Source organism: Paraburkholderia caledonica NBRC 102488, assembly GCF_000685095.1.
GTDB classification, from domain to species: Bacteria; Pseudomonadota; Gammaproteobacteria; order Burkholderiales; family Burkholderiaceae; genus Paraburkholderia; species Paraburkholderia caledonica.
In genome coordinates this window covers 162,393-187,816 of record NZ_BAYE01000012.1, presented here as the reverse complement: position 1 = coordinate 187,816, position 25,424 = coordinate 162,393, and the positions used below count along the sequence as shown (strand labels likewise).

23 protein-coding genes are annotated in these 25,424 nt (G+C 63.2%); 16 read left to right on the top strand and 7 right to left on the bottom strand.

The window, feature by feature from the left end; all coding sequences use genetic code 11:
* Positions 1-31 precede the first annotated feature (31 nt).
* The 4 genes from BCA01S_RS23135 (at position 32) to BCA01S_RS23120 (ending at position 4,853) form a co-directional block, all read left to right on the top strand.
* The gene (locus tag BCA01S_RS23135; RefSeq protein ID WP_027778963.1) at positions 32-1,039 is read left to right on the top strand and encodes an ABC transporter permease; all 1,008 of its coding nucleotides are present in this window, start codon (positions 32-34) and stop codon (positions 1,037-1,039) included.
* The gene (locus tag BCA01S_RS23130; protein WP_027778962.1) at positions 1,036-1,905 is read left to right on the top strand and encodes an ABC transporter permease; all 870 of its coding nucleotides are present in this window, start codon (positions 1,036-1,038) and stop codon (positions 1,903-1,905) included. The genes BCA01S_RS23135 and BCA01S_RS23130 overlap by 4 nt, the downstream gene beginning before the upstream one ends.
* Positions 1,902-4,124, top strand: coding sequence for an ABC transporter ATP-binding protein (locus tag BCA01S_RS23125; RefSeq protein ID WP_027778961.1), 2,223 nt, complete (start codon positions 1,902-1,904; stop codon positions 4,122-4,124). Before BCA01S_RS23130 ends, BCA01S_RS23125 begins: the two co-directional genes overlap by 4 nt.
* Positions 4,125-4,370: 246 nt before the next feature.
* Positions 4,371-4,853: a hypothetical protein gene (locus tag BCA01S_RS23120; protein ID WP_027778960.1), complete on the top strand. Its 483-nt coding sequence runs from the start codon at positions 4,371-4,373 to the stop codon at positions 4,851-4,853.
* Positions 4,854-4,987: 134 nt separating this feature from the next.
* Here the strand turns inward: BCA01S_RS23120 and BCA01S_RS23115 are convergent, their stop codons facing one another.
* Positions 4,988-5,833 carry an aldo/keto reductase gene (locus BCA01S_RS23115; RefSeq protein ID WP_027778959.1) on the bottom strand — a complete coding sequence of 282 codons (846 nt, stop codon included), beginning with the start codon at positions 5,831-5,833 and terminating at the stop codon, positions 4,988-4,990.
* 207 nt (positions 5,834-6,040) lie between these two features.
* Between BCA01S_RS23115 and BCA01S_RS23110 the strand changes: the two genes are divergently transcribed.
* Positions 6,041-6,787, top strand: a complete 747-nt coding sequence (locus BCA01S_RS23110; RefSeq protein ID WP_027778958.1) for a GntR family transcriptional regulator — start codon at positions 6,041-6,043, stop codon at positions 6,785-6,787.
* A 42-nt stretch (positions 6,788-6,829) separates the two neighbouring features.
* Here the strand turns inward: BCA01S_RS23110 and BCA01S_RS23105 are convergent, their stop codons facing one another.
* Positions 6,830-8,248 carry a CoA transferase gene (locus tag BCA01S_RS23105; RefSeq protein ID WP_027778957.1) on the bottom strand — a complete coding sequence of 473 codons (1,419 nt, stop codon included), beginning with the start codon at positions 8,246-8,248 and terminating at the stop codon, positions 6,830-6,832.
* Between the two features lie 127 nt (positions 8,249-8,375).
* Between BCA01S_RS23105 and BCA01S_RS23100 the strand changes: the two genes are divergently transcribed.
* Positions 8,376-9,605 carry a citrate/2-methylcitrate synthase gene (locus BCA01S_RS23100; RefSeq protein ID WP_027778956.1) on the top strand — a complete coding sequence of 410 codons (1,230 nt, stop codon included), beginning with the start codon at positions 8,376-8,378 and terminating at the stop codon, positions 9,603-9,605.
* A 59-nt stretch (positions 9,606-9,664) separates the two neighbouring features.
* On the opposite strand, the gene BCA01S_RS23095 is transcribed toward BCA01S_RS23100, so the two are convergent.
* Complete coding sequence (locus BCA01S_RS23095) at positions 9,665-9,970, bottom strand: DUF2917 domain-containing protein (RefSeq protein WP_027778955.1); 306 nt, start codon at positions 9,968-9,970, stop codon at positions 9,665-9,667.
* A 171-nt stretch (positions 9,971-10,141) separates the two neighbouring features.
* Here BCA01S_RS23095 and BCA01S_RS23090 point away from each other — a divergent pair, with 171 nt between their 5' ends.
* From BCA01S_RS23090 to BCA01S_RS23080, 3 genes are all read left to right on the top strand, one after another.
* Positions 10,142-11,554, top strand: a complete 1,413-nt coding sequence (locus BCA01S_RS23090; protein WP_027778954.1) for an aminotransferase-like domain-containing protein — start codon at positions 10,142-10,144, stop codon at positions 11,552-11,554.
* Between the two features lie 210 nt (positions 11,555-11,764).
* A complete protein-coding gene (gene mdtD, locus BCA01S_RS23085; RefSeq protein WP_027778953.1) occupies positions 11,765-13,225 on the top strand; it encodes a multidrug transporter subunit MdtD in 1,461 nt (486 codons plus the stop codon).
* Between the two features lie 433 nt (positions 13,226-13,658).
* Positions 13,659-14,933, top strand: a complete 1,275-nt coding sequence (locus BCA01S_RS23080; protein WP_027778952.1) for an EAL domain-containing protein — start codon at positions 13,659-13,661, stop codon at positions 14,931-14,933.
* On the opposite strand, the gene BCA01S_RS23075 is transcribed toward BCA01S_RS23080, so the two are convergent.
* A complete protein-coding gene (locus BCA01S_RS23075) occupies positions 14,889-16,088 on the bottom strand; it encodes a sigma-70 family RNA polymerase sigma factor (protein ID WP_027778951.1) in 1,200 nt (399 codons plus the stop codon). The genes BCA01S_RS23080 and BCA01S_RS23075 overlap by 45 nt on opposite strands.
* Before the next feature lie 200 nt (positions 16,089-16,288).
* Between BCA01S_RS23075 and clpP the strand changes: the two genes are divergently transcribed.
* Both clpP and BCA01S_RS23065 read left to right on the top strand, forming a co-directional pair.
* A complete protein-coding gene (gene clpP / locus BCA01S_RS23070) occupies positions 16,289-16,948 on the top strand; it encodes an ATP-dependent Clp endopeptidase proteolytic subunit ClpP (RefSeq protein WP_027778950.1) in 660 nt (219 codons plus the stop codon).
* A gap of 108 nt (positions 16,949-17,056) precedes the next feature.
* A complete protein-coding gene (locus tag BCA01S_RS23065) occupies positions 17,057-18,538 on the top strand; it encodes an NYN domain-containing protein (protein WP_027778949.1) in 1,482 nt (493 codons plus the stop codon).
* Between the two features lie 67 nt (positions 18,539-18,605).
* On the opposite strand, the gene BCA01S_RS23060 is transcribed toward BCA01S_RS23065, so the two are convergent.
* From BCA01S_RS23060 to xseA, 3 genes are all read right to left on the bottom strand, one after another.
* Positions 18,606-19,181, bottom strand: coding sequence for a glycine zipper family protein (locus tag BCA01S_RS23060; protein ID WP_027778948.1), 576 nt, complete (start codon positions 19,179-19,181; stop codon positions 18,606-18,608).
* A gap of 344 nt (positions 19,182-19,525) precedes the next feature.
* Entirely contained in the window at positions 19,526-20,104 is a 579-nt protein-coding gene (gene sodB, locus BCA01S_RS23055; protein ID WP_006050063.1) for a superoxide dismutase [Fe], read from the bottom strand.
* A 219-nt stretch (positions 20,105-20,323) separates the two neighbouring features.
* Positions 20,324-21,703 carry an exodeoxyribonuclease VII large subunit gene (gene xseA, locus BCA01S_RS23050; RefSeq protein ID WP_027778947.1) on the bottom strand — a complete coding sequence of 460 codons (1,380 nt, stop codon included), beginning with the start codon at positions 21,701-21,703 and terminating at the stop codon, positions 20,324-20,326.
* Between xseA and BCA01S_RS38595 the strand changes: the two genes are divergently transcribed.
* The 5 genes from BCA01S_RS38595 (at position 21,612) to adk (ending at position 25,409) form a co-directional block, all read left to right on the top strand.
* The gene (locus BCA01S_RS38595) at positions 21,612-21,881 is read left to right on the top strand and encodes a hypothetical protein (RefSeq protein ID WP_167455717.1); all 270 of its coding nucleotides are present in this window, start codon (positions 21,612-21,614) and stop codon (positions 21,879-21,881) included. The genes xseA and BCA01S_RS38595 overlap by 92 nt on opposite strands.
* A 393-nt stretch (positions 21,882-22,274) precedes the next feature.
* Positions 22,275-23,291, top strand: a complete 1,017-nt coding sequence (gene lpxK / locus BCA01S_RS23045) for a tetraacyldisaccharide 4'-kinase (protein WP_027778946.1) — start codon at positions 22,275-22,277, stop codon at positions 23,289-23,291.
* Positions 23,272-23,475 carry a Trm112 family protein gene (locus tag BCA01S_RS23040; RefSeq protein WP_007180583.1) on the top strand — a complete coding sequence of 68 codons (204 nt, stop codon included), beginning with the start codon at positions 23,272-23,274 and terminating at the stop codon, positions 23,473-23,475. Before lpxK ends, BCA01S_RS23040 begins: the two co-directional genes overlap by 20 nt.
* Before the next feature lie 263 nt (positions 23,476-23,738).
* Entirely contained in the window at positions 23,739-24,539 is an 801-nt protein-coding gene (gene kdsB, locus BCA01S_RS23035) for a 3-deoxy-manno-octulosonate cytidylyltransferase (RefSeq protein ID WP_027778945.1), read from the top strand.
* Between the two features lie 204 nt (positions 24,540-24,743).
* Positions 24,744-25,409 carry an adenylate kinase gene (adk, locus tag BCA01S_RS23030; RefSeq protein WP_027778944.1) on the top strand — a complete coding sequence of 222 codons (666 nt, stop codon included), beginning with the start codon at positions 24,744-24,746 and terminating at the stop codon, positions 25,407-25,409.
* Positions 25,410-25,424 lie beyond the last annotated feature (15 nt).

Here is a 25,424-nt window from a genome sequence, read left to right as displayed (position 1 = left end):
TCGGCGCGCAATACTTCGGCAAGCGTTCACGATGTCGACCACAGCGAGTTCTCCCGCCTCGGCCCCGAAGCGCAACGCCGGCCGCGTCGTGCGTTTCCTTGCGACGCGCGTGGGGCTGTCGCTGATCACACTATGGCTGTTGTCCGTGATCGTGTTCGCCGGCGGGCAATTGCTGCCCGGCGATATCGGTCGTGCGGTACTCGGGCCGCTCGCCGACGCGCGCGCGGTGGCGGCGCTCAATCATCAACTCGGCGCCGACCGTCCGCTAATGACGCAATACGTCGAGTGGATTTCGCACTTCGTGCGAGGCGACATGGGACTTTCGTACGCTTATCGCGAGCCGGTGAGACCGTTTATCGCCGATGCACTTGCGCATTCCGCGAAGCTCGGCCTGCTCGCGTTCATCGTCGTGGTGCCACTGGGCATTGCGGGCGGCGTGTGGTCCGCGATGCACGCAGGACGCTGGCTGGATCGTACGATCAGCATTGCGGGTTTGTCGGCGACCGTCGTGCCGGAATTCGTGTCGTCGATCGTGCTGATTCTCGTGTTCGGCGTATGGCTGCGCTGGCTGCCTATCGAAGCTGCGTATGCGCCCGACGCCGGCGCGCTCGAACAACTGCGTCATCTGATCCTGCCGGTGCTGCCGCTGGTGCTCGTGTTCTTCGGCTACATCGCGCGGATGGCGCGCGCCGGCACCGTCGAAGCGCTCGACGCAGACTACACGCGCACCGCGATCCTCAAGGGCTTGCCGCGTCACACCGTGATCTGGCGGCACGTGTTACGCAACGCGCTGCTGCCGACCATTACCGTGGCCGCGACCCAACTCGGCTACATGATTGGCGGCCTCGTGGTGGTCGAGACGTTGTTTCACTATCAGGGCATCGGCTCGCTGATCTACAACGCCGCGAAGGCGAAGGACTTCCCGATGCTGGAGGCAGGTGTACTGACCGTCGGCGTGGTCTATACCGTCGCCAATCTCGTCGCGGATGCGTTGCACGTGCTGCTCAATCCGCGCCTGCGCGTAAGGAGCGCCGAATGAGCACCATTGTTCCGCCGGCCGCGCAGCGCGCAGCGAGCGAGCCGCGCTTCGATCAGTTGCGTGTGTTGCTGCGCTCGCCGACGTTCGTGGTGGGCGTGCTCATCGTCGTGTGGTGGATCGTATGCGCGATTGCCGGCCAATGGTTCGTGCCTGTCGATCCGTATGCGTCCGACCCGCTCAATTCGCTCATGCCGCCCGACCGCGCGCACTGGTTCGGCACTGACCAGTTGGGCCGCGATGTGTTCTCGCGCGTGATCGTCGGCGCGCGCGACATTCTCACGATTGCGCCGCTCGCGACACTACTCGGCACGGTGGCGGGTACGTCGCTAGGGCTCGTCGTCGGTTACTTCGACGGCTGGGTCGATAACGCGGTGGGCCGCGCGATCGACGCGGTACTCGCGCTGCCGCTCGTGATCGTCGCGCTGCTCGCGCTTGCTGCGGTGGGCGCGTCGAACTTGACCGTGATACTCGTGATCGGCATCACGTTCACGCCGATTACCGCGCGCACCGTGCGCGCCGCCGTGTTCGCCGAGCGGCATCTCGACTACGTCGCCGCCGCGCAACTGCGTGGCGAACGCGCGCCCTACATCATGTTCGCGGAAATTCTGCCGAACGTGCTGCCGCCTATCATCGTCGAGGCGACCGTGCGGCTCGGTTATGCAATCTTCGCGGTCGCCACGCTGTCGTTTCTTGGCTTCGGCATTCAACCGCCGTCAGCCGACTGGGGCCTCGCGCTTTCCGAGTCGTACACGCTGATGGCGGGCGGCGCGTGGTGGACCGTCGTATTCGCGGCCGGCGCAATTGCCACGCTAGTCGTCGGTGTGAATCTCATTGCCGACGGCGTACAAGGTGTGCTCGACCGATGAACGGACCTCCGCCCTCCTCGTTCCCCGCCTTCGACGTGTCGAAGAGCGACCGCACGGATGCGCTGACCGTCGTCGGCTTGACGGTCACATACCGGATGCGCGGTCGCGATCGCGAAGTCTTGCAGGACGTATCGTTTCGTGTGCGTCGCGGCGAAGCATACGGGCTCGTCGGCGAATCGGGCTGCGGCAAGTCGACCGTCGCGATGGCGGCGCTGCGCTATCTGCCGCGCAACGGCAAGGTGAAGGCGGGCAAGATCGTCATCGCCGGCGCCGATGTCAACAAGCTCGACGCCGACGCTTTGCGCACGATGCGCGCCAACACCATTTCAATGGTCTATCAGGACCCGGCGCGCGCGCTGAATCCGTCGTTGACCATCGCGCGGCAAGTGTCCGAAGCGTTCGAAGCCGCCGGCGTCGCGCCCGGTGAAGCATTGCGACGCTCGCTCGAGATGCTGCAGCGCGTGCGCATTGCATCGCCGGAACGGGTGATGGACAGCTATCCTCATCAATTGTCGGGCGGCATGCAGCAACGCGTGGTAATCGCGATGGCGCTCGCGTCGAACCCGGCGCTGCTGATTCTCGATGAGCCGACCACCGGGCTCGACGCCACCGTCGAGGCGGAAGTGCTCGACCTGGTCGCGCAACTGCGCGCGGAACTCGGCACCGCCGTGCTGTTCATCAGTCACAACCTCGCGGTGATCGGCCGAATGTGTGAGCGCGTCGGCGTGCTTTACGCGGGCAAGCTTGTCGAGGAGGGCGCGACGCAAGACGTTTTCACGCGGCCGCGTCATCCGTACACCGTGGGACTGTTGCGCTGTCTGCCCACCGTGGGACGCAGCAAGGATACCGAGCGGCTCGATACCATTGCAGGCGGCCTGCCCTCGCCTGGCTCGGTGACTCAAGGCTGCATCTACGCGGAGCGCTGTCGTCTCGCCGACGACCGGTGCCGCCGCGAAGCGCCGCCGCCGTACCGCGTCAGCGCGGCGCATGGCGATCATATGTCGCGCTGTCACTATCATGAACGCGCGATCGATTTGCCGCGCGCGCTCGCGCAAGCATTGCCCGAGCATAGCCTTGCGAATGCGGACAAAAAGCCGCGAGAACTCGTCTTGCGCGCCGAGAATCTATCGAAGACTTTCCATGTGTCCGGCACGGCACTGCGCGCCGTCGACAAGGTTTCGCTCGACCTCGCGGCCGGCGAAACGCTGGGTCTCGTCGGCGAATCGGGCAGCGGCAAGACGACGCTCGCGAAACTGATGCTCGGCCTTCTCGCGCCGGACGCAGGCAGCGTGCTCGAACTCGACGGCGCGCCGCTCGCCGCACGCGTCACACGGCGCAACGACGAGCAGGTCAAGTCGCTGCAGATCGTGTTTCAGAATCCCGACTCGGCGCTTAACCGCGCGCATTCTGTGAAGCGGCTGATCGGCCGCGCGTTGTCGCGTCTTGCGGCGCTGCGCGGTGCGGCCATCGACGAACGGCTTGCCACGTTGACGGCCGCCGTGCGTTTGCCGGAGCGTTATCTCGGCTCGCGCACGCGCCAGCTTTCCGGCGGACTCAAGCAACGCGTGGCCATTGCGCGCGCGTTCGCCGGCGAGCCGCGCGTGGTGGTGTGCGACGAACCGACTTCCGCGCTCGACGTCTCCGTGCAGGCGGCGATCCTCAATCTGCTTGCCGATCTGCAGCGCGAGCGTGGCGTGAGCTACGTATTCATCTCGCACGATCTGCACGTCGTACGATATTTGTCCGATCGCATCGCCGTACTCTATCTCGGCAGACTGCTGGAAATCGGACCGGCCGCGGCGGTATTCGACGGGCCGCAGCATCCTTATACGGAAGCACTGCTGTCTTCCGTGCCGACACTCGACGGCCACGCGAGCGTGGCCCGAGTCCGCCTGTCGGGCGATCTGCCGAGCGCCGCGTCGCCGCCGTCCGGCTGCGTGTTTCACACGCGTTGTCCACGCAAGCTCGGCGCGATCTGCGAACAGCAAGACCCGCCGTTTGTCGAGGCAGCCGATGCAGCATATGTGTCCCAAGCGACCGGTTCAGCCCGCGAGGCTGCGAACGGCATCGGCCGCAAGCATCTGATCCGCTGCCACATTCCGGCCGACGAACTGCGTGCGCTGCAAACCGCAGCGCGCGACCAGGCAAGCGACGAAGCGAGCGACGTTGCCCGTGACAAGCCCGCGAGTCCCGCCAACGGTGCCGGACGCGACTCATAGCGCTACTTCACAAACGTTTTTTGCGGCCGTGGTGCGACCCAGTGTCGAAGCTCACGTATCGAGGCTTTCTGCGTTTGCTTCCGAAGTAACGCACCGCGGCGAATGCGCTAGTGCCACTTCCGCTTTCTCGCCTGCACGTCGGCATGCGCGACAAATGTCACGAGCCGGCGCGGCGCATACGCCCGGAACCAAAGCGCGGCAATTGCCTCATATCAGATTCAACGTTCGATACGAGGGCACCACAATATGCAACGAAACGTCCCATGCTCCGCGGCACGCGCGGTCGTCGGCCTCGCAGCGGCCGCTGCTCTGAGCTTCGCCTCGCTCGCCAATGCGCAGACCGGCGTGCAAAGTCCGGCACCGACGGCGCAACCGCTGTCGCCCACGATGTCGCAAGCCGCGCCGCCTGTGGACCCCAGCTTCTCCGCATACTCGCTCGCGCAAGCCTGCAAGCAGAAGAACGACAACGTCGCGCACGGTCAATGCGTCGGCGCGATCCGCGGCATCATCCACGGTTATCAGTACGGTGTGCTGTTCCTCGGCCAGCGCGCGTCTTTGCCGGCCAACGAAACCCAGCGCGTATCGCTGTGTCTGCGCAATACACCGGTTTCTTCGATCGTCGACGAATTCGTCGCGGACGCGGGTCAGGTCAACGAAGATTCGCTCAAGCACACGCCCGCCGAAGTCGCGGTGCTGGGCTCTGTGCACCTGCATCACAATTGCAATTGACGACACTGAGCAGCGTCGCGCACGGCGGATTTCCTGTCGCGACTTTGTGTCCGTTGTACGCGGCGCGCCACGAATGCTCTGAACGCCGCCGGGGCGCTCACAGCCCCGCGATACCTCCGCGGCGCGCGCCTGGCTCAGAGCATTTCAAGCGGGCGCTTGCCGCGCGGCGGCTTGAAATAGCTGTCGATGGCCGCGAGTTCCTGAGCGTCGAGCCGCAGTTGCAGCGCACGATGGTTGTCGCGCACGTGCTCGACGCGGCCCGTCTTCGGAATGGCGAACACGCCCGGCTGCTGCAGCACCCACGCGAGCGCCACCTGAAACACGGAGACGCCGCGCGCGCTAGCGATGTCGTCGAGCGGCGAGCGTTTCGGCAGACGTGCGTGGTCGACTGGACTGTAGGCCATTGCCGGCATATTGCGCTCGGCGAGCCACGGCAGCAGATCGAATTCGGGCCCGCGCCGCGCAACGTTGTAGAGAATCTGGTTGGTCGCGCACGCCGTGGCGCCGGGCGTAGCGATGAGTTCTTCCATGTCCTCGGTATCGAAGTTGCTCACCCCCCAGTGGCGGATCTTCCCCGTGTCGCGTAGCGCTTCGAACCCGGCGACCGTTTCTTCGAGCGGGATCGAGCCGCGCCAATGCAGCAGGTACAGATCGAGCCGATCGGTCTTCAGACGTTTGAGGCTCTGCTCGCAAGCAGCGATCACGCCGCGCCGGCTTGCGTTATGCGGATAGACCTTGCTAACGAGGAACACCTGATCGCGCAACCCCGCCAGCGCTTCGCCCAGCAACAGTTCGGTCGCGCCGTCGCCGTACATTTCCGCGGTATCGACGAGCGTCATGCCAAGCTCGACGCCCAGGCGGATCGCGTCGATCTCGGCCGCGCGGCGCGCCGGCTGCTCGCCCATTTCCCACGTGCCTTGCCCGAGTTTGGGGATGCGCTCGCCGTCCGGCAGGCTCACGCTTGCGATATCGGTCGTCATGCTGACTCCTGAAGTGACTAAGTGTGGACTGTGGCCGAATATGTAACCACGCGCCGGCGCCGAACCAACACGCGGCGGTGCTGCGAGAAAGCGTATCGACGAGTTTAGCGGTTGCAGGACCGGCCGACAGGCCATCAGGCAAAAGCCCGCTATAACGTAGCGCGCCGATGTCTTAGAATTGCTCCTCGCCCTTCTAGCGTAAGCCCCATGACCTCTGCCTCGGAAGACCGCTGGCGCGATCTGCGCCCGGACCCGGAAAACGACACACCGCTTTATCTTCAACTTGCCCGCAAGCTTGGCACGGCCATTCACGAGAACCGCTGGAACGCCGGCGAGGCACTGCCGTCGGAGCGCGTGCTTTCGGAGGCGCTCGGCGTCTCGCGAATCACTTCACGCAAGGCGATCGCGCTACTCGTCGAGCAGGGATTGATTCGACGCACGCAAGGCGCCGGCAGTTTCATCACACCACGGTATGAAGATCCGCTGTCGCGTCTGTCGAGCTTTAGCGAAATGTTGCGGCGGCGAGGTTTTACGCCGAGTTCAAAATGGCTGTCGCGCGAAATTCTGCCAGCCAATCGCGAAGAGGTAATCCAACTCGGGCTTTCGCCGGCTGCGGCCGTGACGCGGCTGCGGCGTTTGCGTCTCGCCGACGGCATTGTGATGGCGGTCGAGAATTCCACCTTCCCCGCTGCGGTGATTCCCGATCCAAAGGCGATTGGCGATTCGCTTTACACCTACCTCGAGAATCGCGGACTGACGATCGTGCGCGCACTGCAGCATTTCCGCGCGGTGAATGCGAGCGAGGAGATCGCGCAGCAAATGAGCATTGCGCCGAACGAAGCGCTCCTGCTGATTACGCGCGTCGGTTATACGGCCGACCAGCGCGCTATCGAATTGACCGACACGTATTGCCGCAACGACTACTACGATTTCGTCGCTGAACTGCGCAAATAGGCGGTTCTCTCAAGGGCGGTCCGAAGCAGCGACGCAGTTCCGTTACAGCCACTTCGCGTCATGTGCGCCGATAGGCGACGGCGGCAGCCCGAGGAAAGCCGGCGTCTCTTCCAGTTGTTCGGCCGGTTGCACGGCCTGTACGCGACCGAAATCGGAGTCCACTGTGACGAGGCAGTCACGCACGTCGTCGAGCGACACATCGGGTGCTTGCCACCCGTCGGCGATCTCGCCGAACGATTGCAGCCACTGGCCCGTCTGCGCGAGTGAAACTTTGACGTGCCAGCTTCCGCCTTCGGTGGCGCGTCGCGCCAGCGCAGCCATGGCGCCAAAAGCGGCGAGATAGCCAGTCGCGTGATCGAGCGCCTGACACGGCAGATGTCTCGGCTCGGTCGATCCGGCTGCGGATTGCTCGGTCATCGCGATGCCGCTCGCGGACTGCACGAGGCTATCGAAACCGCGTCGCGGGGCCCATGGTCCCTCGTATCCATACGCGCACACCGACACATAGACAATGCCGGGCCGCAAGCGCGCCAAGTCCTCGGGACCGAATCCGCGCGCAGCCAGCGTTCCGGGCCGATACGCCTGTAGAAATACGTCGGCATCGCGCGTCAAACCGCGCAAAGTCTCGCGCCCCGCCGCGTCGCGCAGATCGACCACGGCCGAGCGTTTGCCGCGCCCGTTGTCGATGACGAGCGGCGCAATGTTCGGCAGATGCGGCCCGTTGATCATCAGCACCTGAGCGCCATGCTGCGCAAGCGCTCGCCCGGCGACTGGTCCCGCAATGATGCGCGACAGGTCTAGCACCCGCACGCCGGACAGCGGCCGGCTTCCAGTATTGCGCGATGACGGCTCGAACGACAACGGGGACTTGGGCAGTGCTGGCGGCGCATCGCCGATGCGCTCTATTTCAAAGAGCGGCAAACTCGCGATTGCTTTCGCCTGGTCGAGCGCGGCCCATTCGCCGGGTGTGCGGATCAGCGCGGCGCACAGGCCCGCATCGGCGAGAGTCTGATCGAGCGTGGCGCCGTCCCAGCCGCGAATTGCCGCCGCGACCGCGGCACGATCGTTCTGGCAACCGAGCACCTTCAACACGCCGTTCAGGTGATGCACGAAATTCGTATGCAGCTGGATCCAGCGGCCATCTCCCGTCTCGTAGAAACCCGTTACCGGATCGCGCAGCGCAGGCGGCAGCCCGTCGTCGACGCGCAGGTAACGTTCGCTGCGAAACGAAGCCAGCGCGCGCCGCATGTCCACTGTCACTCGCTGCCCGTGCCTCGTGCGCAACCGATGGTACTCAGCCGCCGCCAAACCCACCGCTGCGATGGTCGCGGACGCCAGCGCCCCGACGCGGAATACCGACGGCAAGCCCGGCTCCGAGCCGGTGAAATGTACGGAACGAAGCGCGGCTGGCTCGCAGTTCGCGAGGCTCCAGATTTGGTCGAGCGCGAGTTCGGGCGTCATGTTGTTCACATTCGAGTAACGGGGATGCGATCGAGTCTAGAATCGCGCCTTGCGTTAATCAATCTTGATTATGATAATCAACATATATTGATTTCTTTGCTTGACCTTTACTTTGCCGCGCATTCCTATGCCTTTGCCCGACTCGTTGACCGCCCGCGAAGCCGCCGCCGAACTGGGCATCAGCCTTGCCACGCTTTATGCGTATGTGAGCCGGGGCTTGCTGAGCTCGTCGCCGGATGCACAAGGCAAGCGTCGTCGCTACGACGCGCGCGAGGTGCGGCGGCTCGCGCGGCGCAAGGAAGACGGCAAACGCGCGGGCAAAGTCGCGCAGAAAGTGTTGGACTGGGGCGTGCCGGTGCTCGAATCGTCGATCACGCTGGTCGCACAAGGCCGCCTGCTGTATCGCGGGCATGATGCGACGGCGCTCGCGCGCACCGAATCGCTGGAAGACGTCGCCGCGTTGTTGTGGGAGTGCAGCGCGGCGCGAATTGCGGATGCGCCGGCCGTGCCGATCGCCGCCGCTCAATGGGCCGCGTGGCTGAAGCTGTGGGGCGACAATACGCCGCTCGATCGCGCGCTGGTTCTGTTGCCTGCGGCGGCGGCGCAAATGCCGCGGGTGTGGGCGCTCGGTCGCGATGCGCAACTGGACAGCGCCTGCGCCGTGATGCGGCTGCTGGCCGCCGCGATAATCTCCGCGCCGCCGTCGAATGCGCCGCTGCATCGGCAACTGGCATCGGCCTGGCAAGTGCGCAGCCGCCCGCAAGCGGGGCTGCTGCGCGCGGCGCTTGTCGCGTGCGCGGATCACGAACTGAACGCCTCGACGTTCACGGTTCGCTGCATCACGTCGACGGGAACTCATCTGTTCGGCGCGGTTGCGGGTGGTCTCGCCGCACTTGCGGGCCCGCGTCACGGCGGAGAAACCGTGCGCATTGCCGCACTATTCGAAGAAGCCTCACGCGCCGCCGATCTCGATCGTTACCTGGCTACCCGTTTGTCGCGGCACGAGCAAGGCACGCAAGGGCCGGTGCTGTCGGGCTTCGGGCATCCGCTTTATCCGGAAGGCGACCCGCGCGCGCGGCTTCTGCTGGAGTTGTTGCAGGACTGTGCGCCGGCCCGCTCGCCGCTCCCTCAGGTGCTGGCGCTCGCGCGCGCGGTGCGCGATACGACTGGCGCGGAGCCGACCGTCGACTTCGCGCTTGCGGCCATCGAGCGTGTGCTCGGCTTGCCGACCGGCGCCGCCTTCACGCTCTTCGCAGTGGGGCGAGTGGTCGGGTGGATTGCGCATGCAATGGAACAGGCGCGCGACGGCAGTCTGATCCGGCCGCGAGCACGTTACGTTGGCGAGCTCGAGGCTTGAGCGGCGGGCAGCCGCCGCTCGCGCCGATACTCCTGCCGGTATTTGTGCCGGTCCTTCTGTCAGGCAGCGCCGAGCCAGCGCGGCAGCCAGTTCGGTGTCGGCAAGCCGAGCATCGGCTTGATGGTTCCGCGCTCCGATCCGCTTGCGAGCGCGAAGCGCGCACCATCACGCCCGGCGCTGATCCACGCCACGGCCCGGCGCGGCAACTCGATCGATTCACCCGTGGCAAGCCAGTAGTCTTCACTGTCGCCTTCGACCGTCAGCCAGATCTCACCCGAGATCACCTTGAAAGTAGACGGGCGCGCGACATGCCAGGCCGCGGCCGGCTCTTCATGTTCCAGTTCGAAAATCCGCACTTCACGCATTGCCGTTCTCCTTCAAAAGGGCTTTTCTGTTGTATCGATTATTGACGTGCGATGATCGAATACCCATGCACAGTTCCGAACACTTTCGTCGGAACTGTGCAGTTGAAAAACCGAACAGTTGGCGCGCGAAGGCCGCGTTGGCCCGCCCAACGCGTTCGTGAAGGAAACCGTATGCGACTCGAAATTCAGCTGGACAGAGACAATGGTGTGCCGCTGACCGAGCAGATCGTCGCGGGCGTTACCGCGTGGATCCGCTCGCGCGCCGCGCATCCCGGCTCGAAATTGCCGTCGATCCGCCAGTTCGCAGCCGACTATGGCGTGAGCCGCTTTCCGGTGATCGAGGCTTATGACCGGCTCGTGTCGCTCGGTTACGTCGACTCGCGCCACGGCTCGGGCTTCTACGTGGCCGACCGGCCGCCGGGCGGCGCGCAGTGCGACGGCACGTCGGACCCGCGCCGCGCCGAGGACGAGTCCGACCACCTGCTCCAGCAGTTCAACCATCCCGGCGAAACGCTGAAGCTTGGCAGCGGCTTCATTCCCGAACCGTGGCGGGACACCGACAACATCGCCCAGGCGATACGGCATGTGTTGCGCACCGATCCGGCCAGCATGGTCGACTACGCAACGCCGCTTGGCAACTTGAGCTTGCGGGAGCACTTGCAGGCACGAATCGCGCAACTGGGTATCCGGGCGGACACTTCGCAGATTCTCATTACGAACGGCGCAAGCCAGGCGTTCGATCTGCTGATGCGCTACATGCTGAAGGCGGGCGACACGATCTTCGTCGAGGATCCCGGCTACTACAACCTGTATGGCCTCCTGAAGTTGCACGGCGTCCGGCTGATCGGCATTCCACGCACGCGGAGCGGCCCGGACCTCGACGTCATGCAGGCGCAGTTGAAGCGGCACAGACCGAAGCTATTCTTCATCAACACCGTATTCCACAATCCGACCGGGACGACCGTTGCCCCGCCGGTGGCGTTCCGTCTGCTGCAACTCGCGCGCGAGCACAACTTCACGATTATCGAAGACGACATTTACGCCGACTTTCAGGCCGACATCACGGACCGCCTCGCGACGCTCGATCAGTTGGAACATGTGATTTATATCGGCGGATTGTCGAAGACACTGTCGTCGTCGTTGCGCATTGGCTGTGTCGTGGCGAGCCACGCGATCATCAAGGATCTCGTCGATATCAAGATGCTGACTAGCATCGGCGGGTCGCTCTTTGCGGAGACGGTGACGGCATCGCTACTCGAGCGCGGCGCATACCGCAAATATCTCGAGCGACTGCGGCGTCGTATGCGCGATGCGCTGGGCTCTACGATACAAACGCTCGAAGATGCCGGCTGGGAGGTGTTCGAGAAACCGGTCGGAGGCAAATTTCTGTGGGCTCGCGTGCCGCATGTGGACAATGCGGAGCGGCTGGTGGAGTGCGGTGCGCCTTTGGGCGTGACCGTTGCGCCGGGCAGCTATTTCCGGCCGGGGATGGAACAGAGTCCGTGGATCCGGATTCACGCCGCGTTCGGAAACGAGCCGAGGGCGCAAGCGTTTTTTCGAGCGGCGGCGGCGTTGCGGGGGTAGAGGGGGCGGTTGCGGGGTTGGGGTTCGTTGGCGTGATTCTGTCGCGCCCGGCTTCGCGGCCGTACCGCCTTGCGACGTAAGCCCGACGCGCACATCAGCACATCATGACCTGTCTTCCTTGCCTGGCTCGGGCTTTGCCCTTCCTGCGTCGTCGGCTGCTTTTCCCTAGAATAGCGGGTCCTTGCCGTCCTTGCGCCTAGCCGCTACTTCATGTCCACGCCGCCAACTCCGCCTGCCTCGGCAACCGTCGCAGCCAGCACCCCTTCCGCCCGCTCACTGACGGTGATGCTGTGGCTCGTCGCGACCGGCTTCTTCATGCAGACGCTCGATTCGACGATCGTCAACACCGCCCTGCCAGCGATGGCAACGAGCCTCGGCGAACTCCCGTTGCGCATGCAGTCGGTCGTCATCGCCTATTCACTGACGATGGCCGTGATGATTCCCGTGTCCGGCTGGCTCGCCGACAAACTGGGCACGCGGCGCGTGTTCTTCAGCGCAATCCTGGTCTTCGCGGTCGGCTCGTTGCTATGCGCGAACGCTCAAACGCTGAACCAACTGGTGGTGTTCCGCATCGTGCAGGGCGTGGGCGGCGCGATGCTGCTGCCGGTCGGGCGGCTCGCCGTGCTGCGGACGTTTCCGGCCGAGCGCTATTTGCCGGCGCTGTCATTCGTCGCCATCCCCGGACTGATCGGTCCGTTGATTGGCCCGACGCTTGGCGGCTGGCTGGTGAAGATCGCATCCTGGCACTGGATCTTTCTGATCAACGTGCCCGTGGGCATCGCCGGATGCATCGCCACATTCATATTCATGCCGGATAGCCGTAATGAACAGGTCGGCAAGTTCGACGTCAAAGGCTACCTTCTGCTCGTGGCCGGCATGGTGGCTATTTCGTCCGCGCTCGACGGGCGTACCGAATTCGGCATTCAACACGCGACCGTGCTCGTGCTGCTGATCCTGAGCCTCGCGTGTTTTGTCGCCTACGGTTTGCACGCGGTGCGTGAGCCGTCGCCTATTTTTCCGCTCGATCTGTTCAAGATCCACACTTTCAGCGTTGGACTGCTCGGCAATCTATTCGCGCGGATAGGCAGCGGCGCGATGCCGTATCTGATTCCTTTGCTATTGCAGGTGAGCCTCGGCTATAGCGCGTTTGAAGCCGGCATGATGATGCTGCCCGTCGCGGCTGCGGGCATGGCGTCCAAGCGCCTCGTGACCACGCTGATCATTAAGTACAGCTATCGCCGCGTATTAATGACCAACACGATTCTTGTCGGCTTGACGATGGCGAGCTTCTCGCTCACCAGCGCGGGCCAGCCGTTATGGTTGAGGCTTGTGCAACTGGCATTGTTCGGTGCAGTCAACTCGATGCAATTCACCGCGATGAATACCTTGACGCTCAAGGACCTCGGGACCGGCGGCGCAAGCAGCGGCAACAGTTTGTTCTCCCTTGTCCAGATGCTGTCGATGAGCCTCGGCGTGACGGTGGCCGGCGCCTTGCTCGCCACGTTCACGGGCCTCTTGCCACGCGTGACGGCCGCAAACTCATTGCCTGCGTTTCATGCGACTTTCCTGTGCGTCGGCATTATCACCGCAGGGTCGGCGTGGATCTTCGCGCAGTTGTCACCTGATATCCGGACGCCCGCGAAAAAGACCGATCCTTCTGAGCGTACGTGAGTTTTTTAGGTTGAATTGCGGCGGTGTGGGTGGGGTTGGGTGTTGGTCGGACGTTCGTCCAGGCGTGGTCCGGGCGTTGGCTGTCGTCGGGGCGATAGTGGACGCTAGTCAAGGACGTTAGCTGTTAGTCGTCGGCAGCAGTCCGAGCACCGGACACAACTCCACGCAGAGCGCCTGCCATTGCTCTCTCCGCGGCAGCGTGGCTGCAAACTTTGGCTCTGCCGCAGGGCGCTGCCCGCACCAGCAAAGTGCGAATGACCGCGCGAGCGCCCGGGTTGGCGCACAATGTTCGCGATCCCTCGTGGCAATCGCGAGCGCACGCAGCATCTCTGCACGTGCATAGATCTTGCTCTTCTATCCTGTAAACTTACGTATCGCGCATGCACACTCACATCGAGCATGCGATCGCGCCGCCCTTCACAAGACTGACATGATGAGCATGATCGAACTCGATCCCCCCGGTTTCCAGCCTCCCCGCCCGATGGCCGGCGACGAAGGCTCCCGGCGCACCGTTCTTTACGGCGGCTACACCGTCTTCAGCGTGTTCCAGCCGGTTTTCTCGGTATCGCACCGGCGCGCAATCGGTTATCACGCGTCGCTGCGCGCCCACGACGAGCACGCGGCGCAAGTGCCCTCGCACGAGGTCTTCACCCAGGCCGCGCGGCGCGGCGACTTGCTGGAACTGGGTCGGCTGGCCGAATCACTTCACCTTGGCAACTTCAACGCGTTCGACAGTCACGATGAATGGCTCTTCCTAAGCCTTCACCCGGCCGCACTGATGGACACCAGTTATGGCGACGCACTCCTGGCCGGCCTCAAGGCGTTGGGTTTGCCGCCACAACGCGTGGTCCTGGAAGTGTCCGAACAGGCGGGCGGCGAAACAACCCGTTTTGCGGAGATCATCGACGCACTCCGCAAGTCCGGCTTCCTGATTGCGCTCGCTGGCTTTGGCGCCAAGCATTCGAACATTGACCGCGTCTGGAACCTGCGCCCCGACATTGTCACGCTCGATCGCTGCATTCTCGCGCAAGCCAGCGAGCATTCGCACATTGAACGCGTGCTGCCCGGCCTCGTCTCGCTGCTGCATGAGTCCGGCCAATTAGTGCTGATGGGTGGCCTCACTACTGAACGCGATGCGCTGATCGCTCTCGAATGCAACGTCGATTTCGTGCAGGGCGCCTTCTTTGCAGGTCCGAGCGTCGATGCGGTCAAGCCACAAACCGCTGCTGGTTTGATGGACTCCCTTTCGGCGGCGTTGCGTGAGCGGGTTGCAGCGCGTGAGCGCGCGCAGGCGACGCGGCTGGCGCCGTACGTGACTGCGCTCCAAACGGCAGCCGCAGAACTTGTAGCCGGGCGGCCTGCTGCCGAGGCGACTGCCCCGCTGCTGAAACTCGGCGAGACAGCACGCTGCTTCATTCTGGACGGCTCTGGACGGCAGATCGGCGACAACGTGCTGCCTCCGGGGCGCGCCTCGCAACGCGCCAAGCGCTTCCGACCACTGTTGCATTCCGAGGGCGCAAGCTGGGAGCGGCGGCCGTATTTCATCCAGGCAATGCGTGTGCCGGGTCAGGTGCATCTAACCCCCCCCTATCTTTCGATCAACGAAGCGCATTTGTGTGTGACTGCCTCAATCGCCGCGCATACGCCGAGGGGTACACAAGTGCTATGCGTAGACATCAACTGGGAAGTCGCGGCTCATCGCAACTGACTGCGCCGGGTTGCGCGTAATCCGCGCCAGCAACTCAGTGACCGCTGCGCGGCCAAAAGCGCGGTTGGCGGCCTGAAGCCGCGAAGCGCTCGTTACCGCTCGCAACGAAACGATCTTCTGAGCGCCGTTGGCCGCGTTGCAGACCGGGCCGTGTGTCCGACTGCGCTTCTGGCCGCTTGTGAGGCGGTTGTACGGGCCTTCTGTAGAGACGTCGATCAACGCGACGACCTCGCCTTCGATAAGGAAAGCGATGGACGGCGCTCCGCCCACCGACACCAGTTCGACATGGCTCGCCTGCCCCGCCAGCGACGTCACCTTGTCGATCCAATTGCCGAATGTAGAGCCAAATGTAGATTCGTGCTCGCAGGCAGTTGCTTGGGCAACCGCCTGTGCCCGTATTCCCGGCAAGTTTGTTACCGCTTCCGCACCGCCACGTGTGACTGAAGGTGTGACTGAAGGTGCGACTAAGGGTGTAACCAAAGGTGCGGGCGAACTTGCCACAACATTCAGCGCCCCGAACTCCGGCTCGTCGCTAACTACTACCGGCGTGTCGCTAAACAGGTCGAGCAAGCTTGCCCGGTCTTGCGCCTCCAACGCGCTGCGCAAACGCTCGACGATCCGCGCGTGAGCCTGGGCGTCGGGCCTTTGCAACGGCGCGCCCGCACGCTGCAAACGAACTCTTGCTCGATGGACTATCTGCCTGCAACTTGCAGGCGTACGCTCCAGGATCTTGCCGATCTCGGCATAGTCACAATCAAACGCTTCGTGCAGCACGAACGCCGCGCGCTCATCCGGTTTGAGACGCTCAAGCAACAGCATCACGCCATACGACATTTCCGCGGCGCGTAAGGCGAGTTCTTCGGCCGATGGCGCGACTTCGTCCAGCCAAGGCTCCGGCAACCAGCCGGTGGCCTGCGATTCCCGCTCGCGCTGCACATTTCTCAGACGGTCGATCGCCGTGCGCGTGGTCAGTGTGGTCAGCCAGGCCGCCGGCGTTTGCACTTCACGCGTGTCGGCAAGATGCCACTTCAGCCAAACGTCCTGCACGATGTCTTCTGCCTCCGCGCGACTGCCCAGCATGCGGTACGCCAACGCGATAAGCCGGGCGCGCACCGCACCGAAGCTGGATGCCTTGTCGATTTCGTGTTCTGTCATGCGTTGACCTCCAGATCGTGCGTGATGAAAAGCGCGTGCGCTGATATGCAGGATGCTCCGGCGGCGCACCGCAAAAGCCATCCATTGCAGCTTGACGCTTGGGCAATCCGTTGCGTGACAGGCGCGCAAAAAAATATTTATGTCACGCGGCCGACAGCGGGATCGTCATAGGGACAGCAGCCCACTTCCGCGAGGCAAAAATGCATTCCAATTACCCATCCGTCACGGGTCTCGGGCTTGTCCCAACCGTCATAGAGCAGTCCGGTCGCGGTGAGCGCGCCTACGACATCTATTCTCGTTTGTTGCGCGAGCGCATCGTGTTTCTAGTGGGGCCCGTGAACGAGCAGTCGGCCAGTCTTATCGTGGCGCAACTGCTATTCCTCGAATCTGAGAACCCCGACAAGGATATTTCGTTTTACATCAATTCGCCGGGCGGCTCGGTTTACGACGGCCTCGCCATTTACGACACCATGCAGTTCATCAAGCCGGAGGTGTCGACGTTATGCACCGGCTTTGCTGCAAGCATGGGCACGTTCCTGCTGTGCGCCGGCCAACGCGGCAAACGGTACGCGTTGCCTAACGCACGCATCATGATCCATCAGCCCTCGGGTGGTAGCCAAGGCACGGCGGCAGATATAGACATTCAGGCTAAGGAAGTGCTCTATCTGCGCGAACGCCTGAACGCGATGATGGCCGAACGGACGGGGCGAAGCATCGAGGAAATCGCGCGCGACACAGACCGCGACAATTTCATGTCAGCCCTCGCGGCAAAAACCTATGGCCTAGTGGACGAGGTATTGGAAACGCGGGCGGCACTAAGCCCGTTTCCTGCCGCGCCAGACAAGCGTCACGATCTGTAGGTCGGCGCGTTGAACTGCGTTGTCTCGACAAAAGCTGATCAGCTTCGCTGGAATCGCTATCATGGTCGCGATTCGTCGACATCGACGAGCGCTTCAATGGAGATTTACATGGCGTCATCCAATGAAACCGTCAGCATGGCGCTCTTCTGCGACTTCGAAAATGTCGCGCTGGGCGTGCGCGACGCGAAGTACGACAAGTTCGATATCAAGCTGGTGCTCGAACGTCTGCTACTCAAGGGCAGCATCGTCGTAAAGAAAGCGTATTGCGACTGGGATCGCTATAAGAGTTTCAAAGGGGCAATGCACGAGGCCAACTTCGAATTGATCGAAATTCCGCACGTGCGCCAATCGGGTAAGAACTCCGCGGATATCCGGCTGGTCGTCGACGCGCTCGACCTTTGCTACACCAAATCACACGTCAATACGTTTGTGATCATCAGCGGCGACTCGGACTTTTCACCGCTTGTGTCGAAACTGCGCGAAAACGCGAAACAGGTGATTGGCGTCGGCGTGCAGCAATCCACGTCAGACCTCCTAATCGCAAACTGCGACGAGTTCTTTTTTTACGACGACCTCGTCCGGGAAAGTCAACGGACGGTTGCGAAGCGGGAGTCGTCGCGGCCGCAGAAGGCGACTCAGCCGACCGGCAAGCCATCGCAGGAAGAAGATAAAAGCCGCAGCAAGGAAGACCTCGAAAAGCGTCGCACTAAAGCCGTCGAGATTGCAGTGCAAACGTTCGACGCGCTCGCTTCCGAGCGCGGCGACAGCGGAAAAATCTGGGCGTCAGTGTTGAAAAACGCCATCAAGCGTCGTAAGCCTGATTTCAACGAGACCTATTATGGCTTTCGCGCGTTCGGCAATCTGCTCGAGGAGGCGCACGCGCGCGGACTGCTGGAATTCGGCCGCGACGAGAAGTCAGGCGCCTATGTGTACCGGAGCACGGTCTCGAACGTGCTCGGAGAAAGTGCGGGCGAGCAGGCGACCGAACATGCGAGCGAACGTGCCGATACCGCACAGGTAGCTGAACAGCTTGTTGAGCCTAAAGCGGCTGAAACGGTGGCAGCCGAGACAGGCGGTAAGCATGATCAGCGTCGTCGGGGCCGTGGCAATCGGAAAGGAGGTGCGAGCCAGCAAGTCACTCGCGAAGTCGCCCAGGAAAGCCCATACGAATCCGCCGGAACCGCCGATCGACAAGACGACTACGGCGCGGCCAGTCAAAGCGATCCGGACACTGGATTGAGGCAGGCACCCGCGGATTTTTCGTCGGAGTTGCTTCAGGCACCTGCCGCGCACCCCGAGAACGTGACGACTAGTGAAGCTGACGCAGTCGCGAGTGCCGAGGCGGAGCAGGCAGACGACACGCAGACTCAACGTCGTAGGCCGCGCGAACCGCGCAAACCAGCCGCGAAGAAAGCGAGAAAGACTGCAGCACAAAAATCGGACAGCGCCGCGGAAACTGCGGCGCCAGTTGCAGAATCGTCAGCCGTCGCGGAGCAAACGCCGGCCCCAAAGAAGAGAGCCACACGAAAGACAGCGTCGTCACGCAACCGCCGGCCGCGCAAGACGGCGGGAGGCAGCGACGCCGAATAGGTCGCGCCATTCATCCATCTGCGCATGTGCCGGACGTGGCTCATGCGCGCGTATGAATGACGTACAGTCAGTAGTACGGATAAGGAGAGTACATGACCGGCGGCGGCCCGTAATAACGCGGCGGCGGAGCGACATAGACAGGCTGCGGCGCATACACGGGCTGCGGCGCGTAGACCGGCACTTGCGGCTGCGAGATGGTGTTGCCTTTCGATGTCATGCACTGCGCGTAGGCTGCGTCATACCGTGCCTGGAGGCTGTTCGCCGAGTACTGTGCGCCATTCGCGCCAGCAGCACCGCCGATCAGCAAACCGCTGCCCGCGCCGATGGCCGCGCCCGCGCCGGGGTTGCCCGCCGCCGCGCCCAAAAGCGCGCCGACTGCCGCGCCGCCGAACGTGCCGACCGCTGCGCTGTTGACACTGCTCGTGGTTGCGCTCTGCGAGGCGCCGGCTACATCGGACGAATGGAACGCATAGTCACGGCAAGTGTAATCGTCTTGCTGGAACTGACTGAGCGGCTCGCCACTGCGCGGCAGAGCCACCACCGAGGGACCGCTCGGCGGCACAACGGCGCAGCCGCCCAGCAGCGCGAGCGCAACGGCCCCGAGAGGCAGCGCGGCGCGCACCGGTTTTAGACTTGAAATCATGATGGCGCGAGTAGCAGGGAATTGGGAGAACACACGTTAGACCAATCGGCGCACGCTATGTTTACCGAACAGTTACCGTATGTTTTGCGCTAACACACAAAGCCGCGCAAGCGGCCTAAGCAGCGCCCCTTTAATATTCGCGCGGTTACGAACGGTGACAAAGTTGCTGTAAGCAAGCGAGCCGTAAATATCAGCTAACGCGAAAAAAACAAAAGCCCTCACATGGAGGGCTTCTATTTCTGCTTACGCTTAAGGCTCAAATCGCAACCAGCTCAGAGCCTGAGCACAACGACACCGCCGTTCATTAACTAAGCCGCGGGATCGTTGCTAGGCTCACCGTCGACTCACGCGAAGTTCTTTGACGCGAATTCCCAGTTGACGATGTTCCAGTAAGCTTCAACGAACTTCGGACGTGCGTTGCGGTAGTCGATGTAGTACGCGTGTTCCCACACGTCGATCGTGATCAGCGCTTTAGCGTCCGTGGTCAGCGGCGTAGCTGCGTTGCTTGTCGAGACGAGGTCGAGCGAACCGTCTGCCTTCTTCACGAGCCATGCCCAGCCGGAGCCGAACGTGCCGATAGCGGTCTTCGCGAACTCTTCCTTGAATTTGTCGAACGAACCCCACTTGGCGTTGATCGCGTCGGCCAGCGCGCCGGTCGGAGCGCCGCCACCTTGCGGCGACAGGCTGTTCCAGAAGAACGTGTGATTCCACACTTGAGCCGCGTTATTGAACACGCCGCCCGACGACTTCTTCACGATTTCTTCGAGCGACAGGTTCTCGAACTCCGTGCCCTTGATCAGATTGTTCAGGTTGGTCACATAGGTCTGGTGGTGCTTGCCATAGTGAAACTCGAGCGTCTCTTCCGACATGTGCGGAGCGAGTGCGTTTTTCGCGAACGGCAGCGGCGGGAGCGTATGTTCCATGGTGCTTTCCTTCAGTCTGTATCTGTTGTGGGGAGTCTGCGGATAACGCTTCAGAGCACTCGATTGTAGGCGACTTGGAATAACCCCGCAAACGAACGGACTTTATGTCCGGCATCGGCGAATTGCCCGCAAAAACCGCGTAATTACTGCTCGCGTTCGACCTGAATCCGCTACAACGCACAGTCAAAAGTACGCGCACGGCATGGTGTCAGCGCAATGTCAGAAACCGTCCGCAAGACGTGGTTGCACATCCGCGAGCGCGACGTCAGCGGCGCCTTCTGCGAGATGCACGGTCAGGCGGCGGCCCGGTTTTAACGACGATGGCGCACGCACCGCACGACCGGTTTGCGCATCGAGCACCGCGGCATAGCCGCGTTCGAGCGTGCGCTGCGGACTCAGCACTTCGAGCCGGGCGGCCAGGGTCGAGATGCGCGCGGCCTGACGCTCATGCTGGCGTAACAGCGCGGCATCGAGTCGTTGCGTGAGATTGTCGAGTTTCGCCTGATGCGCGGCAAGGTCGGGACGCCAGCGCTGCCAACGCATCTGCAGCAACGAAAAACGCGCTCGAGCGTCACGCACTGGTCGCGCACCCGCCGACGAGAGCCGCGCGCTCAACTGCTGAAGGTGCATGCGTTGCCGCGCAAGACGCTCGGCCGGCGACACGAGCCGGCGCGCGAGCCAGTCGAGTTGCTGGGCGCGCCGCTCCATCATCCGGCCGAAGCCGCGAGCGAGCGCGGCGTGCCGATGATCGAGTTCGCGCAACAACAGCACGCGTTGCGGGCTTACCAGTTCGGCGGCGCCCGTGGGTGTCGGCGCACGCATATCGGCGGCGAAATCGGCAATCGTGAAATCGGTCTCGTGACCGACGCCACTGACCACCGGCACCGCGCTTTCCGCAATCGCGCGAGCCAGCACTTCTTCGTTGAAGGCCCAGAGATCTTCTATCGAACCGCCGCCACGGCATACGATCAACACGTCCACCTCGCGCCGCGCGCTGGCCGCATCGACCATCGCCGCCAGTTTTGCGCTCGCGCCCACGCCTTGCACCGGTGCCGGATAGACGATCACCGGAATATGCGGCGCGCGACGTAACAGCGTTGTAAGGACATCGCGCAGCGCCGCCGCCTGCAACGAAGTGACAATGCCTATTGCACGCGGATGCGAAGGCAACGCGCGCTTGCGCTCTGCGGCGAAGAGTCCTTCGGCCTCCAGCTGCGCCTTGAGCCGCAAAAACGCTTCGTAAAGACGCCCCTGCCCGGTCCGCCGAACCGCTTCCACATTGAGCTGCAACTCGCCGCGCGGCTCGTACATCGTGACGAGGGCCCGCACTTCGATACGGTCACCCTCCTTTGGCATGAACTCCGCGTACTGCGCACGGCCGCGGAACATCACACAACGCATTTGCGCCTGCGCGTCCTTGATTGAAAAGTACCAGTGACCGCTCGCAGCCCGTGTGAAATTCGACACCTCTCCCGCGACCCACACGAGCGGAAACGAGCGTTCGAGCATGCTGCCGATCGCTCGGTTCAAAGCGGAAACCGGAACGACGACTTCGCCGCCGGGCAGCGTCGGCGAATTGAAAGAACTATCGGAATTCATGCAAGGAAACCTGTTGGGACTGGCCGGACAGACGATAGACCGAGCAGCCATCGGCGTCCAGCAGGCCGCGCAAATTGTCAAAAGTGTCCACATGTCGGGACTTACCAGGCCGATGCCGCCAAAGAGGCCGCAGCGGTACGGAAATCCGAACCATCTCGTTGATTTATATGAATTTTAGTGATGGGCAATGAGAATGATTGCCGATGCGAAGCGCTTGCACCGGCCCTCGCGGCACAATGGCGGGGCAGTTCTCCACAAAGTTATCCACAGGCCGCAAATAACCGGCGAAACCAAACCGAGGCATAGGATGTAGTGCCCGCGACTTGCGGGCCGGGACGCGTGCGCGCTAGAGTGGCGGGTTGCACAGCACAGCAAAGCCGAGCGGCGCTTGGGCGCGATGTCGACCCGCCTGCGCCCTTTCGTGCTCAACCTGTGCTCAACTCGTGCTCCACACTTCGATCGTCCGGAGAATCGCGTTCATGCCTGTCCCGCGCATTGCCCCTGGCGCCTCCACGCCGCTGCACCTGAACCGACCCGCGAGCGGTGCGCCGCTCGCTCGCCCGCTTTGCCGATGAGCGGAATTCTCGATCGCCTGGAAACGCGAGTTGCCCGCGAGTGGCAACACCGCGGACCGCTCGCATGGTCGCTGACGCCTCTTGCCTGCCTGTTCGGCGCAGTCGCCGCGATGCGCCGCGCCGCATTCTCGCTCGGCTGGCTGAAGTCGGTGCGCGTGGGTGTGCCCGTAGTGGTGGTCGGCAACGTGACCGTCGGCGGCACCGGCAAGACGCCGACCGTGATTGCGCTGGTCGAAGCGTTGCGCGGCGTCGGCTTCAATCCTGGTGTCGTGTCGCGCGGTTACGGCGCACGCGTGAAGACGCCGACGCCGGTGACGCCTGCATCGGCAGCAAGTGTCGGCGGCGACGAGCCAGTGCTGATCTCGCGCCGCACCGGCGCGCCGGTCTGGGTGTGCCCGGACCGCGTGGCGGCTGCACAGGCGCTGTGCGCGGCGCACCGGGACGTCGACGTGATTGTCAGCGACGACGGCCTCCAGCACTACCGTCTCGCACGCGACGCCGAACTGGTCGTATTCGATCACCGGCTCGGCGGCAACGGTTTTCTTCTGCCGGCAGGGCCACTGCGCGAGCCGCTCTCGCGTCGTCGCGACGCTACGCTAATCAACGACCCGTACGCGAAAACGCTGCCTGCGTGGCCGAACACCTTCTCGCTGCAACTCGCACCCGCCGACGCGTGGCATCTCGAGAATCCCGCGCTGCGCCGGCCGCTCGCGCAGTTCAGCGGCGAGCGGGTGCTGGCCGCCGCGGGCATCGGTGCGCCGGAACGTTTCTTCGCTACGCTGCGCGCCGCGGGCCTTGCGCCTGAAACTCGCGCGCTGCCGGATCACTATGCTTTCGAGCGCAATCCTTTTACCGACGCTGACGCCGATGCCATCCTGATAACCGAAAAGGATGCGGTAAAATTAGGGTCCTGGCGCGACGCGCGCATCTGGGTCGTTCCCGTGGAAGCCGCGCTCGATCATCGCCTCATTGCATTAGTTGTGGAGAAAGTCCGTGGACGCTCGCCTGCTTGAAATTCTCGTCTGCCCGATCTGCAAGGGCCCGCTCAGCTACGACCGTGCCGCGCAGGAACTGATCTGCAACGCCGACAAGCTCGCGTATCCGATCCGCGACGGCATCCCCGTGATGCTGGTCGACGAGGCGCGTCAAACTGTCGAAGGCACGCCGGTCGACCTGAATCCGGGTTCGGTCGCCTAACGCGGGTCAGGCTAGCGCAGGGCATATCACGCAGACCGCGTTTTCGGGTAATGCCAGGCAGCAGGTAGCGCAAACCGCGTCGTGACTGCGGATGCATGGCGGGCTGGTCTCTGTGCCCGTTGCATTGTTGATCTGCCGCCGGCGATGTCGACTACGCGTTATCGGCCTTGTCTTGGGCTTTATCTCCTTCACAAGCCGCGTTTGCTGGCTCACTCCCACCGCGTCCCTGCTCCCGTCCTCTCCACCTTGCGCGCATCTCTCCGATGAATCACACCAACCCCGCCACGCCCCCGTTCATCGCCGTCGTGCCCGCGCGTCTGGCGTCGAGCCGATTACCCAACAAGCCGCTCGCCGATATTGGTGGTAAGCCGATGGTGGTGCGGGTCGCCGAACGCGCACGCGAGTCGGGCGCGCAGCAGGTGTTGATCGCGTCGGACGCGCAGTCGGTGCTCGATGCGGCCAGCGAGCATGGGTTCGACTCCGTGTTGACGCGCGCCGACCATCCGTCGGGCACGGACCGCCTTGCCGAGGTTGCGTCGCAATTCGGCTGGAGCGACGAGACGATCGTCGTCAATGTGCAAGGCGATGAACCGCTGATCGATCCGGCTCTCGTGTGCGGCGTCGCGTCGCACCTCGCCGCAAGAAACGACTGCGCGATCGCTACTGCCGCGCATCCGATCGTCGACGCGGCGGAGATTTTCAATCCAAACGTGGTCAAGGTCGTGCTCGATGCGCGCGGCGTGGCACTGTATTTCTCACGCGCGCCGATTCCCTGGGCGCGCGACGCGTATCAGCCGCACTGGCCCGACGTCGCGTCGATGCCCGTGCCGCCCGCGCCCGCGGTGGTTCATCGGCACATCGGGCTGTATGCTTATCGCGCCAAGTTCCTGCGCACGTATCCCGATCTCGCGATCTCGCCTATCGAACAGGTCGAAGCGCTCGAGCAATTGCGCGCGATGTGGCACGGCGAGCGTATCGCGGTCCTGATCACGCGCGAGGTGCCGCTTCCGGGCGTGGACACGCCCGCAGATCTGGCGCGCGTGCGGGCTTTATTCGGGTCTTGAGCCCAAAAACCCATGGCATAATCGGACGCTTGTGCGCGCCTCCCGTTATTCGCGAGAGCCTGGGTTTGCCCGGTCGCGCCGTGTGTGTCTTGAAGCGCCGTATTCGACGTGCAGCGCGAGACCAGACGGTAGCCGACGCGGGTCCCTCGCCCTCGTGGGATGCCTGCAGCGCCCCAAAGAATTCACATAGATCTGGAGATACACATGCGTTTGATCCTTTTGGGTGCGCCCGGCGCGGGTAAAGGCACTCAGGCAAACTTCATCAAGGAAAAATTCGGCATTCCGCAAATTTCCACCGGTGACATGCTGCGCGCGGCCGTCAAAGCTGGCACGCCGCTCGGCCTGGAAGCAAAGCGCTTCATGGACGCTGGTGAACTGGTCACAGACGAACTGATCATCAACCTGGTGAAAGAGCGTCTGCAACAACCGGACTGCGCCAACGGCTATCTGTTCGACGGTTTTCCGCGCACCATTCCGCAAGCTGAGGCGATGAAGCAGGCGGGCGTCGCGATCGACTACGTGCTGGAAATCGACGTGCCGTTCGACGAGATCATCGTACGTATGAGCGGCCGCCGCTCGCACGCGGCGTCGGGCCGTACATATCATGTCAAGTTCAACCCGCCGAAGGTCGAAGGAATCGACGACGTCACCGGCGAGCCGCTGATCCAGCGCGAGGACGACAAGGAAGAAACGGTCAAGAAGCGTCTGCAAGTGTATGAAGCGCAGACCAAGCCGTTGATCGACTATTACAACGGTTGGGCGAAAAACGGCGATGTCACCACGCCGCTGCGGGCGCCGCAATACCGTCGCATTTCGGGCCTCGGCACGGTCGAGGAAATCCGCGACCGCGTGTTCGACGCGCTGAAGTAATCGGCCCCTTAGCAT